The following is a 16,173-nucleotide window of genomic DNA, read 5'->3' as shown; positions in this document are numbered from 1 at the left end:
CGGTAACCATCTGCACCGGACAAAAACACATTCAACGCCACCCCAACAGGTGGGACGCAACCAGCTGCGTCTCCGCGCCGCCTATTGCCAGGAGAATCCCCAGACTTCGCTGGGCGGGCTCACCGGGCGATAGCCGCTGCCCTCTTCAGCCACCACTTCCACCCACCAGCGCCACTGGCGGCCATATTGCTGGGGCGCCAGCCCACAGAGGGCTTCATCCATCTCCCAGGACGTCAAGTTATAGGGTCGAGGCTGTTCCAGGACCCAGGTCACCACTTCCTGCCCATCGGCGGTGTAGCCGCTGACAAACCCCAGATGGAGCAGATACCGGTCGGTGGGCTGGATGAACGGCACTCCAATCCAGACCAGGCTATCCTGGGCGCCGCAACTCACTGGCGTCCCATCTTCCGGGCTGCGCAGCAACGGCGGATCCAGGCGGTAGGCCACCTGGGTGGCTGTGGGCGCCGGGGTGGCCGGTGGCCTGGTCGTGGGGGTGGCCGTGGGTGGCTGCGGCGTGGCGGTGGGGGTATCGGCCCCGCCGCCCGGAATCACCAGCTCCTGCCCCGGCTGGATCCGGTAGACATCGCTGCTGGCGATGTTGTTGGCCCGCATCAGCGCCTCCACCGTCACGCCCAGCCGGGCTGCAATCCCCACCAGCGTGTCCCCAGCCTGCACCCGGTAGGTCCGGGGAAGGGCCGGCGTCGCGGTGGGGGTATCGGCCCCGCTGCCCGGAATCACCAGCTCCTGCCCCGGCTGGATCCGGTAGACGTCGCTGCTGGCGATGTTGTTGGCCCGCATCAACGCTTCCACCGTCACGCCCAGCCGGGCTGCAATCCCCACCAGCGTGTCTCCAGCCTGCACCCGGTAGGTCCGGGGGAGGGCCGGCGTCGCGGTGGGGGTCGACGTGGCCGTAGCCGGGATCGGCGTCGGGGTGGGCAATGGCGGTGCAGTTGCCACGGAAGCGGCCTGAACCGCCGCGGCAGCAGGCGCCTGCGGGGTCGGGGTCGCCGTTGGCAAAATCACCAGGCCACCGGTGGATGCCGCCGCCGATGGTGTCGTCGGCTGGGCAGTCGGGGTGGCGGTCGGCGCACGGGTGGCCGTGCTTGTCGGCGTCCCGGTGGGCGTGGGGGTGGCCGTGGGCTGGGGCGTCGGCGAAGCCGTAGGCACCGCTGTCGGGGGTTCGGCTGTCGGCGGCGCTGCCGTCGGCGATACGTCTATCGTCGGCGCGGCCACAGCCGGGAGCGGTGTAGGCGTCGCCTCTGTCTCCCCGGCAGGAGCCTGCAGGGCCGCCACTGGCTGGTTCTGGGCCGCGACCTCCGCCATCGTGGGCGACGGTGGGACCTCGCCATCGGCCCGGGCGACCGCCGTCACCACCGTCTCCTGGGGCTGGACGATGGGCGTCATCTCAATGACTACCGATGGCTCCATCTGGGCGCCAAAGGTTTCCAGCCAGTCGACGCCGTCTGTCAGGCTGGTCTGCACCCATTGGACGGGATTGCCCTGTCCCCAGGTTCCCACCATCACCAAAAAGAAGAGGCCCACCAGCAGGGCAGGCGCCCCCAGGGTCAACAGCCGCGACGGCGCCGGATGGAGTTCCCGGCCACAGTGGGGGCACAGGACCAGCAGGGACGACGCCCGCCCGCCACAGCGCCGACACCGGATCCGTTTGGGCTGAGTCTGTAGGGGCTCCCCACATTCCGGGCAGACGCTGGCGCCGGCATTGACCGAAGCGCCACAGTGGGGACAATCCACCACCCCCACTACCCGCCCCCCCGAGAAGGAGGGCAGCCGCGCGCCACCTCCAGCAGGGGTCGCCTCGCCATCGCCGGCCAGCTTCGCAGACCTGGATGGATCGAGTTGTGGATGATTGGCCATATCTATCTGCCTATCCGATGGTCCACGGGCCGGCTCGCGGGCTTCACTGGCCCAAAAGGGCACGCCAGTCGATACCCTGTTGGGAAGTGCTGATGTCCCGCACCGTCACCAGCGCCAGCAGGGCCAACAGCAGCATGAAACCCACCATGTGGATAAGCCCCTCACGCTCGGGGTTGACCCGCCGACCACGCACGGTTTCAACCAGGATGAAGAGCAACCGTCCACCGTCCAGCGCCGGCAACGGCAGCAGGTTGGTCACCGCCAGGGCGGCACTCAGCACGGCCGACAGCCGCCAGATGGGGAACCAGAGCCCCGTATCGATGGTGGCGGAGACCGCGCCCCCCACCATCTGGGCGATGCCCACCGGACCGGTCAACTGGGCATCGCCGGGGGAGAGGTGGCCCAGCAACAGAAGCACGGGCAGTTGAAGCACCAGCACCACATATTGCCCGGTACTGACCACCCCCTCCCACAACGCCCGCCACCAGGGCAGGGTCGCCAGGGTGGTCATGGGGCCGATCTGGACGCCCAGGGCCCCCTGGCCAGGAGGCGGATCCACCCGCGGTGTGATCTCCACCTGCACCCACCTATCGCCCCGCAGGAGGTGCAGGATCACCGGCTCACCCAGATGCTCCTGGATGACCTCGTTGAGGGGCACCTCATAGGTGATCACCGTGTCGTTGACGGCGTAGACCAGATCCCCCGGCTGCAAATTGGCCGCCTGAGCCGGGCTGTCCGGGGCCACCAGGGTAATCTCCGTGCTCAGCACGGGCACATAGGAGGTCCCCGTCAATAGCGCTTCCAGGGTAAGGGAGCCATCGGACAGGGGCAGCGTCACAATCTGCCCATTCCGGCTGACGGTCAGGCCGGCAGCGCCGTCCTGGGCGGCATTGGGCTGGGGCAACACCCGGTACTGAAAGTCGGGCACGGCACTGACGTGGGCCGGCCGTCCCTGGATGGCCAACAAAATATCACCCGGCTCCAGCCCGACTGCAGCAGCAGTGGAACCGGCAGGAATCTGGTTGAGCTGGGGATAGGCCGCGGCGGCAGGAAAACCAGCCATGAAACTGGCCGCAAACAGGAAGACGGCCAACACCACGTTCATCATCGGGCCGGCCAACAGGGTGGAGGCCCGGGCCCAGCGACTGGCCGCGTTGAACGCCCCCGGCGACATGTCCGCCGCATCCTCCCCCTTCATGCGGGCAAAGCCGCCAAAGGGGATGAGGTTCAGGGTGAAGTCCGTCCCGTCGTAGGTGAACAGCTTCACCAGGCGCGGCGGGTAGCCCATGCCGAACTCCTCCACCACGATGCCGTGGCGACGGGCCACCAGATAATGCCCCAGCTCGTGAAAGAACACGAGAATGCCGAGGACGATGATAAACGAGATTACAGTAATCATCTTCTTACCTTTCGCAGCCTGGCTGTGTGGGATGCTCCAGGGCGCTCCTGTCAAGGACAGCCCACGCCGACACCGGCCAGCTCAGCGCATAGAGAGAATTATACTCGTTGCCAAGTTCTTCCTGCAAATGCCCCAGGGATCCCGGGCCGGCTGCACTCTGATAGCCGGCGAAAGCGCAGGCCGTCCGGCCACCCCAGCCGCGACACCACGCTACACCGCGACACCATGCTACACCGCGACACCATGCTACACCGCGACACCATGCTACACCGCGACACCATGCTACACCGCGACACCATGCTACACAATGCGTGTGCCGATGGTGCATGCCTCCTCCGTAAGGGCCCGGGAGAGGTGACCAGGCGGCAGCCCGCTGCAGATAATCACCTCCAGCCCAGGGACCGCCTGGGCCAGCTCCACCGCCTGCTGGACCTTGGCTGCCATCCCCCCGGTGACATCCACCCCATGACTTTGGCCGAAGGCCCCCTGGAGCTGGCTCAGCGAGGCGGCATCCAGGGTGGGGATGGGCCGGGCTGCAGGATGCAGGTGGGGATCGGCGCTGTAGACGCCATCTACCTGGCCCAACAACACCACCCGCCGGGGAGAGAGACGCCGGGCCAGCCACAGGAAGATCTCCTCGGTGCTGGCAATCGTCCCGCCACGCAGGTCATCCAGGGCCACGTCGCCGTACAGGACCGGCTGAAGGCCCCGGCCCAGGGCCAGTTGAACCGCCTCATCCGGGCCAGCGTAGATCTGGCCGTCCCGGCAGCGCAGGGCCACGCCGGGCTGGATCCCCCAGGCCGGCACCCCGGCGGCCAGCAGTTCGCCCACCACAATCCGATGGAGACGGGCGGCGGCATCGGCGGTGGCGGCAAAGCCATACCACCCTTCCGCATCCTGAACGCCCGACCGGGTGCCGTAGCGCCGGCCGTAGACGTGGCCAAAGCTGCCCGACCCGTGGCCCAAGACCAACTGTAGCGCCGGGTGGGCCCGACGCACGGCGGCGATCTCTTGGGCCAGGCGCCGGATCACGTCCCGCCGGGGTGTCTCTGGCTGCTGCTTGTCGGTGATCAGAGAACCGCCCAGCTTGACAAAGACCATCTCTCCCATGCTCTGTCCTTCGTGCTCTCCTGCGCCCTTGCTGGCCTCCTGAATTCAGTCAACCCTGGGCATGTCCGGTTTCAGCACCATCTACCAGGGCTTCCCGCAGTGTGTCCAGCAGCACCGGGTCCTGCTCCGGCAAAACTGTCCGGGGATCGAAAAGGAGCTGCTCCTGTTGAATCCGACAGATGACGGGCACCTCCCTGGCCCGCAGGCGGGCAGCCATCTGGGAAGGCTGGTCGGCGTGGACGGCCAGCACCACAGTGGGCAGGGTTTCCCCCGGCAGGCTTCCACCACCCACGGCGCTTTCGTCGTCCCGGAGGGAAAGGAGCGCTGGCGGCACGCCCCAGTCCAGCAGGGCCTGCCGCCAGCCCTGGGCCCGGGCCCGCAACGCTTCCAGCGAAGCCGCGATCATCCGCCATACCGGAATCTCTGCCTGGGCCCGCCCTTGCTGGTAGCTGCGCAGGGTGGCGTCCAGCGCAGCCAGAGTCATCTTGTCCACCCGCAGGGCCCGGGCCATGGGATGACGCCGGAGCCGCCCGATGAGTTCCCCTCGCCCCACAATGATGCCGGCCTGCGGGCCGCCCAACAGCTTGTCCCCGCTGAAGGTGACCAGGTCGGCCCCGGCTGCCAGGCTCTCTTGCACCCGGGGCTCAGGCGCCAGACCATAGGGTGTGGTATCCAGCAGGGTGCCGCTGCCCAGGTCGTCAATCAGCCAGAGGGGACGGCCCTGGGCTTCCGCGTACTCCCGGGCCAGGGCGGCCAGGTCGGCCAGGGCAGGCTGGGCCACGAAGCCGAGCTGCCGAAAGTTGCTGGTGTGCACCCGCATGATGGCGGCCGTCTCCGGCGTGAGCGCCTCCCGGTAGTCCCGCAGATGGGTGCGGTTGGTGGTTCCTACCTCCACCAGTCGAGCGCCGCTCTGGCGCAACACATCTGGAATCCGGAATCCCCCGCCGATCTCCACCAATTGCCCGCGGCTGATGAGGACCTCCCGGCCCTGGCACAGGGCGGCCAAAACCAGATACACGGCGGCTGCGTTGTTGTTGACCACCAGGGCATCCTCGGCCTGGGTGAGGCGGCGGAGGCGCTCGCGGACGTGGTCGTAGCGGCTGCCCCGCTGGCCGGCGTCCAGTTCGTACTCCAGGTTGCTATAGCCCAGGCTGATCTCATCCACCGCCTGGCGGGCCGCCTGGCTCAGCGGTGCCCGCCCCAGGTTGGTGTGGATGATGACGCCGGTGGCGTTGATTACCGGCCGCAGGGTTGGCGCATGGGCCTGGCGCAGGGCCTGCTCCAACAGCCCCGGCCAGGCCGTCGGCGGCGGGGCCGGCCTGCCCTGCCCGATGGCCTGGCGGGCCTTCGCCAGCAGCTCGCGCAGGGTTTCGGTGACCAACTCCTGGCCATAGCAGGCCGTCAGGGCGGCTATGGCCGGCTCCCGCAACAGGGCATCCACCGCCGGCAGCCGCCGATATTCGGCATGTAGGGTCTCTTCCGCGCGATTCTCCTGTTGTGGATCCGCCATGGGTGTCTGACTCTCCTGGCTGCTTTGGCTGGCGCTTCCCCGTCCCCATTTGCCACATCGACGGCGGTAGCCACCAGCTATTGCCACAAGAAAGGGCTGACCGCCTGGTCAGCCCTGCTCCGTCTTTCCCTGCTTCCACCCCGACCACGCCGAGGGGTGCTTCCCGTGGGGGACACACGGGTCAACCGTCCCGACTGCTTCGCTGCGGTGAATCCCAACGTGAGTCCCCAATGGGGTCATGCACCCATGCAAAATGGAGTGGGCGAAAAGGGACTCGAACCCCTGACCTCCTCGGTGTAAGCGAGGCGCTCTAACCAACTGAGCTATTCGCCCATTCGAAGCACAACTATACCGCCTCGGTGGGACTTTGTCAAAAAGATGGCGATCTTCACCGGTTGGTACATGCTCTGTACCCCCAAAAGGTGCGGTCGGTTATAATGGCAAGGACCAACCCAACGCCGGCCCGTCTTCTGAAGCCACGGCCGGTGCACCAGATTCCGCCAGACAGAGAGGAGCCCTTCTATGGTAGAGACCATCGCCTACGGCCTGGATCCCCAATCACCGCCCTTTGTCGGCCGCCCGATCCCCGAGGTGGTCCAACGGCTGCAGGAACTGGGCTGCAGGGGCGTCTTCCTCAAACGGCTGGAGCAGCCCTGGGTGGAGGGGCTCCGCGCGGCCGGGCTCCGGGTCTATGCCTCGTGCGCCATTTTCCTGGGCAGTCCGGAACTCTGGCAAGAGATGCCGGCTGCGCGCCCCATCACCGATAACGGCGACCCTGCTCCGGCCGAGGAATGGTATTACCCGGCGCTGCCTACCCTGCCTGCCCTGCGGGCGGCGCGCCTGGAGCGGGTGGAAGAGCTGGCCCGGACCCTGCCCCTGGATGGCATCTGGCTGGACTTCATTCGCTGGCCGGCCCGCTGGGAACGGAGCACTCCCCGGCTCTACCACACGTCCTTCGACCCGGTTACCCTGGCCCAATTTCAGCAGGACACGGGCATCCACCTGCCCCCGGACACAGACACGGCCGTCGCGGCCGCGCGCTGGATCCTGAACCATGCGGCCGAAGCCTGGTTCGGGTGGCGCTGCCGGCAGATCGTCAGCTTCGTGGCCGAAGCGGCCCGGATTCTACACCAGCTTCAGCCGGAAGCCCTTTTGGGCCTCTTTCTGGTGCCCTGGACCGGCGGCCCAGAAGATGACCTGCCCATGGCAGATGCCCACATCCGCATCGTTGGGCAGGATCCCCGGCTCCTGGGTCAGGTGGCCGATGTGCTTTCGCCCATGGTCTATCACCACCTCTGTGGCCGCTCCCCCAGCTGGGCCGGCCAGGTCACCGCCCGGGTCGCAGCCCAGGCCAACTGTGCCGTCTGGCCGGTGGTGGAAGCCATCCCTGGGCCGGCCCACCAATACCCCGCAGCCGAATTTGCCCAGGCCTGTGCCAGCGCCGCCACAGCGGGCCGCCAAGGGCTCATCGTCTTCAACCTGGCAGGTCTCCTGGAGGATCCCCACAAGGCCGCCATCTGGCAGGAACTCACCCAGTAGACCGGGATCCCCCCGCCGGGGATGGGCGCAGCACCATCATGGGGATGGAGATATGGCGGGTCACATACTCGGCCACGCTGCCGAACAACAGCCGCCCCAGGCCGGTCCGTCCATGAGTGGTCATGGCCACCAGGTCCACGTCATGCAGCTCGATGTACTTCACGATTTCGGGGCCGGGCTCACCGAAGCGCACCTGACAGGTCACCCGGTAGCCGGCCGCCTCCAGGGCTTGCCGTTCCGCCTGGACCTCCCGTTGAAACTCCGCCTGGGCGCTCTCCATCTCCTGGCTGGCGTAGATGGGATGGGCAGCGGCCACCACGTCCTGGGGGCTCTCGGGAATGGCCACCGGGGATTCCGTGGCCGTCAAGCGGGCCGGTCGCCCCACGTGGCCAGCAGGCCGTTCGCCCACCCGCAGGAGGATGAGCTCGTTTTCAGCAGGCGGCAAAAACTCCTGGATGTACGGCAAAATCTGACGGCTAAAGCTGGAACCGTCCAGAGGGACCAATACTTTGTGCCTGTTCATGGTTCATCTCCTGGGATGCCTTGCCAGCGCGCCGGGGGCGTCCAGCCCAGGCATCCCCTGTTCTATCCTCATCGATAGCAGGCGGCCCATCACCGATGGCGGATCCGCCCGCCGGTTTGTGAATAAAAACACAATCCCGGCACCTTCATTATACCACAGTTCCCCTCACTGCCTGTGGGCTCTCTCCCTGTTTTGGCGACGCTTCCCAAAGGTTCGCCCATCCCCAAGAATTGGCCCGAATCGGGTAGAATAGGGGGTGGATATTCAGTCGTTCACGATTCGACTGCAACATCGGTGGCTCAAATCTGCAAAGATCGGGAAAAGATAGGGATACGAGGAATCGAGCGGAAAGCGCCATGAAGATCTACACGAAGACGGGGGATGCCGGCGAGACAGGCCTGTTCGGCGGTCGCCGGGTGCCCAAGGACCACGCCCGTATCGAAGCCTATGGGCTGGTGGATCAGTTGAACGCCCATCTGGGTGTGGCCCGCCTCTACGTCCAGGACGTCGAGCTGGATGGACTGCTGGGGCGCATCCAGGATGAGCTCTTCGTGCTGGGTGCCGATCTGGCCACGCCCCTGGATGTGCGCAGTGCCCACGTGGTGCGCATGGGCGAAGAGGAAGTACGCCAGCTGGAAGCCGAGATCGACCACTTCGACGACGAGCTGCAGCCGCTAAAGTCGTTCATTCTGCCGGGCGGCTCCCCCCTGGCCGCCCACCTGCATCTGGCCCGGACGGTCTGCCGGCAGGCAGAGCGGGCCATCGTCCACCTGGCCCGCCAGGAAGACATCAGCCCCCAGGCCCTGGCCTACGTCAACCGTCTGTCCGACTGGCTGTTCACCCTTGCCCGGGTGGCCAACCACCGGGCCCAGGTACCCGATGTGCCCTGGACCGCCCGGCGGGGATCTTAGCTCCCATCATCCATCATGTTGAATACGATTCAAAATCGACGTCACGCCCTGGACCTGCTGCGCCTGCCCCTCCTGGGCCGCCTGCTCCGCTGGAAACACAGCCGTACCGCCGCCCAGCTTCTTCTCTTTGGGCTGGCGGCCATCATCGTGATCGACGGCCTGGTGGGCAGCCCCCTGGCCTCCCGCAATGTGGCCACGGTGGCCGCCTGGGTCCACTATCGGGGGTTGGTGGTGTTGGCCCTCCTGCTGGTGGGCAACCTCTTTTGCGCAGCCTGCCCCTTCATCCTCTCTCGGAAGCTGGCCAAGTGGCTGGGACGGCCCAGACACCGCTGGCCCAGGCCTCTGCGCAACAAGTGGCTGGCTCTGGCCAGCCTGGTGGCGATTCTGTACGTCTATGAACTCTACGACCTGTGGGCCAGCCCCTGGTGGACCGCCTGGCTGGCAGTGGCCTACTTCGTCGCCGCCTTCGTCCTGGAGGCCTTTTTCACCCGGGACGCCTTCTGTCTCTACCTCTGCCCGCTGGGGACCTTCAACTTTCTCTACAGCACCGTCAGCCCGCTCCAGATCCAGGCCCGCGATCTTCAGGTCTGCCGGGAGTGCGAAGGCCACGAGTGTATCAACGGCAGTGACAACCAGCTGGGCTGTCAGTTGGAGTTGTTCGTCCCCACCATCCAGAGCAACCTCAACTGCACCTTTTGCCTGGACTGTGTCCGGGCCTGCCCCTATGACAACGTGGCCCTGGCTACCCGGCCCCCCGGCGACGAGTTATTTCGCCAAAGCTGGCCCCATCGTCTGGATCTGGCCCTGCTGGCCCTGGGCGCCGCGTTTCTGGGTTGGCTCAATGCCTTCGCCATGACGCCACCGGCCTACCGGCTGGAGGCAATCCTGGCCCAGTGGCTGCAAACCCGGGAGGAGGCCCTGGTGCTGGGCTTGATCTTCCTGGTGGGCGCGGTGGCCGGGCCCCTGGCCCTGGCCTATCTGGCCGCGTGGTGGAGCCGGCACAGCAGCGGCGTTGCCCGCCCCCTGAACCGGCTGGTGATGGGCTTTGCCTATGGCTTTGTGCCCCTGGGGATGGCCATCTGGCTGGCCCACTACCTCTTCCATTTCCTCACGGGCGCCATGACCCTGGTGCCGGCCTTTCAGACCTTCCTGGCCGACACCCTGGGCTGGCCCCTGCTGGGTGAACCCAACTGGGCCCTGGCCGCGCGCTTCGTCCCGCCCATCTGGACGATCCAGCTGATCCAGGTTCTGCTGGTGACGGGCGGCCTGGCCATGGCGGCCCGGGTGACCATAGCGGCCGGTCGCCGTCTGTCGCCGGAGAGGGCCTGGTCCTCCACATGGCCGTGGCTTCTCCTGTTGGCCCTCCTGGCCGTGGCCAGCGTGTGGGTTTTTCTGCTGCCCATGGAAATGCGGGGCAGCGTGCTGGGCGGCTAAGGCTGGGCAGCGCCCAAAAAAGCGGAGCCCCGGCTACCTAAAAGCCGGAGCCCCGCTCAACCCGGATGCAGCTAAAGAAGTGCGCTCAGCCGCCGACCTGATAGCCGGCCAGGTTCTCCAGCGCCTTGATCAGGGCGTGGTTGCCCTCTTCGCTATGCCCCCGGGCCTCCAGGGTGCGGTAGAGCTGGAAGATGAGGCTGGTGCCGGGAATGGGCACGCCCAGTTCATCGGCAGCTTCCAACACCAGGCGGAGATCCTTCTGCTGCAGGGCCACGGTGAAGCCCGGACGCCAGTCCCGCTGGATGATCTGGGGGGCCCGGTTGGTGAACATCCAGCTCCCCGCGGCACCCTGGCTGACTGCGTCGTAGGTCTTCTTCAGGTCGACGCCGCCCGCCTGGGCCAGCATCAGCGCCTCGCACATGGCCAGGCAGTTTCCCACCACCAACACCTGGTTCACCAGCTTGACCGTCTGGCCGGCGCCTGTCCCGCCCACATGGGTGATGGTCTTGCCCATGGCCTGGAAGACCGGCATGGCCCGCTGGAACTGGTCCGCTTCGCCGCCCACCATGATGCTCAGGGTGCCATTGGCCGCCCCCTCGCTGCCGCCGCTGATGGGTGCATCCAGCATATGGATGCCCTTTTCGGCTAGCTTCTCGGCGATCTGGCGGGTAACTTTGGGGCTGATGGTGCTGCAGTCGATCACCAGGGATCCTGGCTTGGCGCCGTGGATCACCCCCTTCTCGCCCAGGATCACTTCCTCTACGTCAGGTGTATCGCTGACACAGGTAATAACGATATCGCTATGGGCGGCCACATCCGCCGGGCTTTCACCTGCTTCAGCCCCCTGGGCGACCAGGGGCTCCATGCGGCTGGCCGTTCGATTCCAGACGCGCACGGTGAAGCCAGCCTTGAGCAGATTGGCGGCCATCCCGCGCCCCATGATGCCGAGACCGATGAAGCCTACTCGTTCGCTCATAATCGTTTCCCTCCAGAAGTTAGATGGGTCGGTTGGATGGGTGAAAAGAGGTTCAGGCCCTGTACATCATAATACGCCGGAAAAGGGAATCGGCCAAACCGGGCCCTATCCCCGGGCGCGTGCCCCATTCTCCTGGGCAAGCGTCCGAAGTTGAAAGGAAAAGAGGCCGACCCAAAAGGGTCGGCCTCTCTGATTCCGTACACGGCATCTCTGCCGGGGTTGACCAGGGGACGTAGGCCTGGCCGCTTATTGCAGCATGGCTTCCACGGCGTCGGCCGTCTCGGACGACTCGTCGTCGACGTTCTCGTGCTCGATGACCTCCAGCACGAAGTCTTCGCCCACGCTGCCATCCTCCCGGGTGGTCTCCCGGTAGTCCACCTGGATGGTGTCGCCAGGCCCGAACTTGTTGGCCAGGAGCGCTTCGCTGAGCGGATCCTGGATCCGGTTCTGGATCACCCGGCGCAGCGGTCGGGCGCCGTACTCCGGATCGTAGCCCAGGTCGGCCACTGCCCGGCGGGCTGCGTCGGTCAGGACCAGCTTCATCTCCTGTTCGGCCAGCTGCATGCGCAACGGTTTCAGCTCCAGCTCCACGATCATGGCGATCTCATCCCGGGAGAGGCTGCGGAAGACCATGACGCCGTCCAGGCGGTTGATGAACTCTGGCCGGAAGGTCTTCTTCAGGGCATCCATGACCTTGGCCTTCATGGCCTCGTATTCCTGCTCCCGGCTCTCTTCGTCCTCCCGGGTGATGGCAAAGCCAACCCGATGGGCGCCCTGGATCAGCTTGGCGCCGATGTTGCTGGTCATCAGGATCAGGGTGTTGCGGAAGTCGACCCGTCGACCTTTGGCGTCAGTCAGATAGCCGTCCTCCATGATCTGGAGCAGCATGTTGAAGGCCTCGGGATGGGCCTTTTCGATCTCGTCCAGCAAAATCACGCTGTAGGGCCGGCGGCGGACTGCCTCGGTCAGCTGGCCACCTTCTTCGTAGCCCACGTAGCCAGGAGGCGCGCCCACCAGGCGGCTCACATTGTGGCGCTCCATAAACTCGCTCATATCGAGCTTGATGAGCGCTTCCTCGCTGCCGAAGAGGAACTCGGCCAGGGTACGGGCCAGCAACGTCTTGCCGATGCCGGTGGGCCCCAGGAAGATAAAGCTCCCGATGGGCCGCCGCGGGTCCTTCAGGCCTGCCCGAGCCCGGCGCACAGCCCGGCTGATGGCCTTGATGGGCTCTTCCTGGCCGATCACCCGCTGCCGCATCACCTTTTCCATCTCCAGCAGGCGTTCCCGTTCCTCGCCGGCAATGCGGCTGACCGGGACGCCGGTCCACATGGAGACCACCTCGGCGATGTCTTCCGGCGTCACCTTGGGCTGGTTGGCGGCCTCGTTCCAGCCTTCCCGCAGCTCGTTGAGCTTGGCCTCCAGCTCCACCTCCCGATAGCGCAGGTCGATGGCGTCGTCGAAGCGCTGGGTCTCCAACGCCTCTTCCTTCATCTTCTGCAGCTTCTTGAGGTTCATGAAGGTCTCGCGCAGGTTGGCGGCGTAGGGCGCCTTGTACATGCGCACCCGGCTGCCGGCCTCATCGATCAGGTCGATGGCCTTGTCCGGCATGAAGCGATCCGGCACGTAGCGGGCGGCCAGGGTGGCTGCGGAGACCAGGGCCTCGTCGGTGATCAGCAGCTTGTGATGATCCTCGTAGCGAGACTTGACCCCCTTCAGGATCTCCACCGTCTCCTCGATGGAGGGTTCCTCCACCAGGATGGGCTGGAAGCGCCGTTCCAGGGCCGCGTCGCTCTCGATATATTTGCGGTACTCGTCCAGGGTGGTGGCGCCGATGACCTGGAGCTCACCCCGGCTCAGGGCAGGCTTCAGGATGTTGGCGGCATCCACACTGCTGCCGGCGGCACCGGCCCCCACCAGCATGTGCACCTCGTCGATGAAGAGGATGGAGCCGGACGAGATGATCTCCTCGATCACCTTCTTGAGGCGCTCTTCAAACTGGCCTCGATACATGGTACCCGCGACCAGGCTGCCCACATCCAGCATCACCAGGCGCCGGTTGAGCAGCGGTTCGGGCACATTGCCCTCCACGATGCGCTGGGCCAGCCCTTCCACAATGGCCGTCTTGCCCACGCCTGGCTCGCCAATCAGGGCTGGATTGTTCTTGGTGCGCCGGGTCAGGATCTGGATCATGCGCTCGATCTCTGTCTGGCGCCCGATGACCGGATCCAGCTTGCCCTCTTCGGCGGCCGCGGTCAGGTCATAGCCCAACTGATCCACCAGGGGCGTCTTCGATTCCTTCTTTTGCTTTTCCTTGGACTGGGCCTGGGTCTGCAGGATGTTGCGGGCAGTCTGGGTGCGCACCCGGTCCAGGTTGATGCCCAGACCACGCAACACGTTGACGGCGATGCCTTCCCCTTCCCGCACCAGGCCGAGCAGGAGATGTTCCGTTCCAATATAATGATGCCCCATCAGGCGGGCTTCATCCACGGCCAGCTCAATGACGCGCTTTGTACGCGGGGCAAGGGTCGGCTTGCCAAAGGGCGGACGTTCACCCCGGCCCACCGTGCGTTCCACTGCCCGGATCACCTGGCCAGGCTCTACGCCAAGCTCCCGCAGTACCTTGACGGCGACACCGTTCTCCTCGCGCACCAGCCCCAAGAGCAGGTGCTCGGTCCCGATGTAGTTGTGGTTCAGGCGTAGCGCTTCTTCCTGCGCCAAAGTCAGAACCCGCCGCGCACGTTTCGTAAAACGATCCAGTTTATCAGACATTGTAGTGATCCCCGAAGTACTCTAGAGAAACAGTTTCCATCAGGCTTTTCACCCTCAGGCTCACACAGTGTACCAAATCGCGCGGACCCGATGCCGTAACGTTAGTTCCTCTTTGGGCGCCATAGAATCAGCGAAATGAGGAATCCTCTAGCCGTGGCAGGGGCAAGGCCCTGCGTGCGATGCCACCGTACGCTACGGGTGCATCCCCCATGGCAGAGCTCACTGCTGCAAACCGGCGTGGCTGGCAGCCAGTACTCCCCCCAACTGGGGCGCACCCTTGATGCATGTTCACTCGTGTGTTGGTCGGTAAATTTGTCATGGGTGCCACTCGGGAATGGGAGTGGCATGAGCTGAAATCGGTCGACAGATGCTGGATTTCCACTCACCATCCGGTATCAGTCCGGATAACCTCCCCTATGGCTATTTTAACGATAGGGGATAATCTTTGTCAACCGATAATTCGGCGTAGGTTTTCTGTGCAAAGTGACGATGGTTTGGGCACAAAACCGGCCTTTTGTCGTAGAGCCGGTGGTCATCCTTGCGGGATGGGCCCGCTGCCGATGGTTGGTACCTCTGTTATACACCCTTTAGACGCTGCCAGGCTGCCACGGGTTCCCCACAGGAACGGACGCCCTGCAGGCGCCCGAAACCGGCGTGCTGCAGCTTCAAATGGGGAGTCGAGAAGCGGGGTGGGGCTCAAATCAGCCGGGGGAAGGATGGGTACGGACAGGGGCGCAGGATGGAGCAAATCACCGTGGGGGCGGCGAGCGCCCCCACGGCTCGGTGCAACAACCTTCTGGCGACCTGGGTCAGACCGACGCCTGGCTGACCTGGCCGTTGGAGCTGGCGTTGCCATCAGCCTCCTGGCTGGGGGCAATCGTCCAGTCCAGTTCCACCTCATTGGTGCTGGGTGGCGTCGCTTGCTTGAGGCTCAGCCCCATGCGCCGCCGGTCCGTATCAATGCGGATGATGCGCAGGTCGTACTCTTCCCCTTCGGCCACCACCTCCTTGGGATGATTGACCCGCCGGTCGGCCAGCTCGCTGATGTGGATCAGGCCCTCGATGCCATCCTTCTCCAGGCGGGCAAAGGCGCCGAAATTGACCAGCTTGGTGATGCGCCCCCGCACGATCTGGCCCACTTCGTAGTTTTCGTTCACCAGATCCCAGGGCTCCGGCTGGAGTCGGCGCAGGCTCAGGCCGATTCGCCGGCGCTCCCGGTCCACGCTCAAGATTTGGACCTTGACCTTGTCGCCCACCGAGACCACTTCGCTGGGATGGGAGACCCGATTCCAGCTCAGCTCGCTCAGATGGATCAGGCCGTCGGCCCCGCCCAGATCCACAAAGGCCCCGAAGTCGGCCAGGCTGCTGATCACGCCCTCGTAGACGTCACCCTCCTTCAACGTCTCCAGGAGCAGATCCTTCTGCTGGCGACGCCATTCCCGCACGGCCTGCCGCTCCGAGAGGATGAGGCGGTTGCGCCGGCGATCGATGTCGATCACCTTGAGCATCAGGCGCTCACCCACCAGCTTGGCCCAGCGCTCCTCGGCATCTTCTGCCTCGGGATCGCTCTGGCTCTGGCTTTCGGCGCTCAACTGGCTGGCCGGCACGAACCCCCGCACCTGCCCCAGCTTCACGATGACGCCACCCCGATTGTAGGCAGCTACGGGGCTTTCGAAGATCTCCTGGGACTGCATCAGCGCTTCAGCCCGCTCCCAGTCCTTCTCGGCCTGGGCCCGGCTGATGCTCAACAACAGATTGCCGTCCCTGTCCTCCCGCAACACATACACCGGAACCTCGGCGCCCACCTCCAGCGAATCGAGCATGTCTCGAATCCGGTCCAACTCCCGCCCGGATACGATCCCCTCCGACTTGAACCCGATGTCGACCAGGATTTCATTGGGGCGCTTGTCCACAATGATCCCCTTGCGGATCTCCCCAGTTTGGGGTTCCGCCAGGGTCTGTTCGATCTCATCGAGCAACAACGCCATGGGGTGGACGTCGCCGTCGGGGGTATGGAAGCCATGGGCGCTGTCTGCTCCCTGAGTCGAACCTGCCGCATAAGGAGCCATCGTTGCATCAAGAGTTGCGTGACCGTTGCTCATAAGGAAAAAAACATCCTCCAAAAAT

At 65.3% G+C, this 16,173-nt stretch carries 11 protein-coding genes and 1 tRNA gene; 3 read left to right on the top strand and 9 right to left on the bottom strand.

Annotated features, from left to right (window positions below; translation table 11 throughout):
* Positions 1-81 precede the first annotated feature (81 nt).
* The 5 genes from FKZ61_RS07150 to FKZ61_RS07130 form a co-directional block, all read right to left on the bottom strand.
* Positions 82-1,875 (bottom strand): zinc ribbon domain-containing protein, encoded by a 1,794-nt coding sequence (locus tag FKZ61_RS07150; protein WP_141609392.1) that lies wholly within the window; start codon positions 1,873-1,875, stop codon positions 82-84.
* A 43-nt stretch (positions 1,876-1,918) separates the two neighbouring features.
* Complete coding sequence (gene rseP, locus FKZ61_RS07145; RefSeq protein ID WP_141609391.1) at positions 1,919-3,274, bottom strand: RIP metalloprotease RseP; 1,356 nt, start codon at positions 3,272-3,274, stop codon at positions 1,919-1,921.
* 300 nt (positions 3,275-3,574) lie between these two features.
* Complete coding sequence (locus FKZ61_RS07140) at positions 3,575-4,384, bottom strand: isopentenyl phosphate kinase (protein WP_141609390.1); 810 nt, start codon at positions 4,382-4,384, stop codon at positions 3,575-3,577.
* A 49-nt stretch (positions 4,385-4,433) separates the two neighbouring features.
* Positions 4,434-5,894: an L-seryl-tRNA(Sec) selenium transferase gene (selA, locus tag FKZ61_RS07135; protein WP_141609389.1), complete on the bottom strand. Its 1,461-nt coding sequence runs from the start codon at positions 5,892-5,894 to the stop codon at positions 4,434-4,436.
* A 259-nt stretch (positions 5,895-6,153) separates the two neighbouring features.
* Positions 6,154-6,227: transfer RNA gene (locus FKZ61_RS07130), tRNA-Val, on the bottom strand.
* Between the two features lie 189 nt (positions 6,228-6,416).
* Between FKZ61_RS07130 and FKZ61_RS07125 the strand changes: the two genes are divergently transcribed.
* Positions 6,417-7,433, top strand: coding sequence for a glycoside hydrolase family 10 protein (locus tag FKZ61_RS07125; RefSeq protein ID WP_141609388.1), 1,017 nt, complete (start codon positions 6,417-6,419; stop codon positions 7,431-7,433).
* Here the strand turns inward: FKZ61_RS07125 and FKZ61_RS07120 are convergent.
* Positions 7,423-7,956 carry a universal stress protein gene (locus tag FKZ61_RS07120; RefSeq protein WP_141609387.1) on the bottom strand — a complete coding sequence of 178 codons (534 nt, stop codon included), beginning with the start codon at positions 7,954-7,956 and terminating at the stop codon, positions 7,423-7,425. The two genes, FKZ61_RS07125 and FKZ61_RS07120, sit on opposite strands and share 11 nt — an antisense overlap.
* A gap of 356 nt (positions 7,957-8,312) precedes the next feature.
* On the opposite strand from FKZ61_RS07120, the gene FKZ61_RS07115 reads away from it, so the two are divergent.
* Positions 8,313-8,867 (top strand): cob(I)yrinic acid a,c-diamide adenosyltransferase, encoded by a 555-nt coding sequence (locus tag FKZ61_RS07115; protein ID WP_141609386.1) that lies wholly within the window; start codon positions 8,313-8,315, stop codon positions 8,865-8,867.
* 15 nt (positions 8,868-8,882) lie between these two features.
* Complete coding sequence (locus tag FKZ61_RS07110) at positions 8,883-10,301, top strand: 4Fe-4S binding protein (protein WP_141609385.1); 1,419 nt, start codon at positions 8,883-8,885, stop codon at positions 10,299-10,301.
* Positions 10,302-10,386: 85 nt separating this feature from the next.
* On the opposite strand, the gene FKZ61_RS07105 is transcribed toward FKZ61_RS07110, so the two are convergent.
* The 3 genes from FKZ61_RS07105 to FKZ61_RS07095 form a co-directional block, all read right to left on the bottom strand.
* Entirely contained in the window at positions 10,387-11,277 is an 891-nt protein-coding gene (locus tag FKZ61_RS07105; RefSeq protein ID WP_141609384.1) for an NAD(P)-dependent oxidoreductase, read from the bottom strand.
* A 246-nt stretch (positions 11,278-11,523) separates the two neighbouring features.
* A complete protein-coding gene (locus FKZ61_RS07100) occupies positions 11,524-14,046 on the bottom strand; it encodes an ATP-dependent Clp protease ATP-binding subunit (RefSeq protein WP_141609383.1) in 2,523 nt (840 codons plus the stop codon).
* An 809-nt stretch (positions 14,047-14,855) separates the two neighbouring features.
* On the bottom strand, positions 14,856-16,115 hold the full coding sequence (locus FKZ61_RS07095; RefSeq protein ID WP_170199391.1) for a 30S ribosomal protein S1: 1,260 nt from the start codon (positions 16,113-16,115) through the stop codon (positions 14,856-14,858).
* Positions 16,116-16,173 lie beyond the last annotated feature (58 nt).

Origin of the sequence: Litorilinea aerophila (assembly GCF_006569185.2) — a bacterium.
Classification (GTDB): domain Bacteria; phylum Chloroflexota; class Anaerolineae; order Caldilineales; family Caldilineaceae; genus Litorilinea; species Litorilinea aerophila.
This window is presented reverse-complemented; position numbering and strand designations above follow the sequence as displayed.